Here is a 2939-nt window from a genome sequence, read left to right on the forward strand (position 1 = left end):
GCAGGATCGCGGCGCCGCCGCGGCCCAGCCGGGCGACGTGCGCGTGCCCTACATTCCGCAGACCGTGCGCGACCAGATCCGCGACGAGGTCAAGGCGGAAGTGATGGTGCAGGCCAAGGAAGAAAACTGGGCCCAGCCGAACACCTTCCCCGATTGGGTGTCGCGCATCACCATCGACGGCGATGTGCGGGTGCGCGACGAGTCGCGCCTGTACTCGAACAGCAACAGCAACGAAATCGTCGATTTCGCCAAGCTCAATGCCAAGGGTCCGTACGACCTGAACCGCAATACCAACAGCAACTATCCGCCGATGCTGAACACGCGCGAGGACCGGCGCAACCAGCTGCGCATCCGCGCCCGCCTGGGCGTGCGCGCCGACATCTCGGAAGACTGGACGGCCGGTATCCGCCTTGCCACCGGCAGCGACGACAGCCCGGTCTCGACCACCCAGACGCTGGGCGGCGGCATGGGCAAGAAGGACATCTGGCTCGACCAGGCCTACCTGACCTACCGTCCGGCCAAGTGGGCCACGCTGACGGGCGGCCGCATCGCCAATCCGTTCGAGTACACCGACCTGCTGTTCTCGAACGACCTGAACTTCGACGGCGTCGCCGCGATCTTCAAGCATCCGCTGGAAGGCCGCGACGTGACCCTGTTCGGCACCCTGGGCGCGTTCTCTACCGAATACGGCTCCAATGGCTGGAACTCCTCGTCGCTCTCGGAAGGCAAGAGCGAGGACAAATGGCTGCTGGCCGCCCAGGCCGGCGCCGACTGGAAGATCAACAACAGCAACAGCCTGCGCGGCGCGCTGGCCTACTACCACTTCGACAACATCGCCGGCAAACGCTCCAGCCCCTGCTCGCCTTGGGCCGGCCAGGAGAACTGCGACACCGACTGGTCGCGTCCGGCCTTCATGCAAAAGGGCAACAGCCTGTTCCTGCTGCGTGACATCACCGCCAATCCGGCCGATCCGGCCAACACGCCGCAGCCGCAATACGTCGGCCTCGCCTCCAAGTTCGACCTGCTGGACCTGAACCTGCGCTGGGATACGCGCGTGTTCAATGGCCTGGGCCTGCGCATGAACGCCAACTACGTCCGCAACCTGGCCTACAGCAAGAGCAAGATGATGAGCCGCTCGCAAGGCAACCTCGTCACCAACGTCGGCGAGAACGGCGATATCGAGAGCGGTCCCAATGCCTGGATGCTGCAGGCCACGCTGGGCCGGTCGTATGACCTGAAGGAGAAGGGCGACTGGCTGGCCTTCGTTGGCTACAAGTACATCCAGCCGGATGCGCTGCCCGACGCCTTCAATGATTCGTCGTTCCACCAGGGCGGCACCAATGCCCGCGGCTATTACATCGGCGGCGGGTACGCCTTCGACAAGAACGTGTACGGCGTCCTGCGCTGGATGAGCACGCGCGAGATCTACGGCGCGCCGCTGTCCATCGACACCATGCAGTTCGAGATCAACGCCAGGTTCTGAGGCCATGGACATGCATACCTTGTGGGATGAATCGCGCCACCCGCAGGCGCTGGGTCGAGGCCGGCGGCTGGCCGCCGCCGCAGCCCTGTGTGCCGCGGGCTTGAGCGTGGTGGCGCCAGCGCAGGCCGAAAGCATGGAAGAGCGCCTGCGCGCCCAGTTGCGCAGCACCACCCAGCAACTGCAGCAGCTGCAAAGCGAACAGGCCCAGGTCAACGCCGCCAAGGCCGCGGCCGAGACCCAGCGCGACGCCGCCCAGAAAGAACTGGCTGCCCTGCGCGGCCAGCTGGCGAGCGCCAAGGGCCAGGCCGAGAAGCTGGCCGAGCAGCAGGGCGCCGTAATGGAAAGCGCCCAGGCGCAGGTGGCGGCCAGCCACGCCCAGCTGGGCAAGTTCAAGGGGGCCTACGACGAATTGCTGACGCTGTCGCGCGCCAAGGAAGCGGAACGCCAGACGCTGGCCCGCAGCCTGACGCAGCGTGATGCCGAGGCCAAGGCCTGCATCGCCAAGAACCGCGATATGTACGAAGCCGGCAAGGAAATCCTGAACGCCTACGAACGCATCGGCGCCGGCGGCATCCTGGCCATGAAGCAGCCGTTCGCCGGCAGCGCGCGGGTCAAGTTCGAAGAGCAGGCGCAGGCGTATGGCGACCAGCTGTATGACGCGCAGGCCAGCGCCACGGCTCCGGCCGCGACGGCCCAACCTTGATCGTTCAGGAACTGTCTCATCTCTTTCATGTAGGGAGACTGTAATGAGCAACCTGACTTCCGAATTAACTTTTTTTACTTGGGAATGACCATAATGACCGACTCCAGCCTGATCCTCGACGTGAACGCCGAACGCCTGCAAGAACTGCTGCAATCCGCGGGTTATCGCGTCACCATGTCCGAGCAGAACGGCATGGTGCAACTGCTGAGCGCCAGCCAGGGCGTGGGCTTCGCCGCGCGCATGGGCAACCCCGCTGTCGAGCCCGACAACTACCTGGATTACACGCTGAGCTGCGCGCTGCGTGTGCAGGGTGAACTGCCGCCCGGACTGGCCGAGCGCTGGAACGTGGAAAAGCGCTTCGCGCGCCTGACGGTGCAGGGCGTGTTCCTGGTGCTGGAACTGGACGTGATCCTGGCCGGCGGCGTGTCGGAGAACTACCTGCGCGCCACCGTCGAACTGTGGGATCGCCTGCTGCAGGAGTTCCTGCTGTTCCTGCGCGCCAATGCCACTACTGAAGCCGGCGCCGATGCCGATTCCGCCCAACCCCTGCAGGACGCGCAACAAGAAGCGCAGCAAGAAGCTGTGATCGAGGCGGCGAACTGATCCATCCGCCGGGCCCGGCGAATGGCGCATCCAAGCAAGCGAGATTCCGACCATGAACTTTCTTTCCAATCAGCCCGCGCGGCTGCGCGTGACGGCGGCGGTGCTGCTGATCGCGGTGCTGGCCGGCGCCGTGGCGCTGATGCGTGGCAA

General features: G+C 65.2%; 3 protein-coding genes. All 3 read left to right on the forward strand.

What is annotated here, in order from left to right:
- Positions 1-1483 (forward strand): putative porin (locus tag VIR09_RS25625; RefSeq protein ID WP_332015405.1); only part of this gene is annotated, 1483 nt, incomplete at its 5' end.
- Positions 1484-1487: 4 nt separating this feature from the next.
- Positions 1488-2186: a DNA repair protein gene (locus VIR09_RS25630; RefSeq protein ID WP_332015406.1), complete on the forward strand. Its 699-nt coding sequence runs from the start codon at positions 1488-1490 to the stop codon at positions 2184-2186.
- 93 nt (positions 2187-2279) lie between these two features.
- Positions 2280-2789: a YbjN domain-containing protein gene (locus tag VIR09_RS25635; protein ID WP_332015407.1), complete on the forward strand. Its 510-nt coding sequence runs from the start codon at positions 2280-2282 to the stop codon at positions 2787-2789.
- The last annotated feature ends 150 nt before the right edge of the window (positions 2790-2939 follow it).

Origin of the sequence: Achromobacter sp. (assembly GCF_036567245.1) — a bacterium.
Taxonomy (GTDB): Bacteria; Pseudomonadota; Gammaproteobacteria; order Burkholderiales; family Burkholderiaceae_B; genus Achromobacter.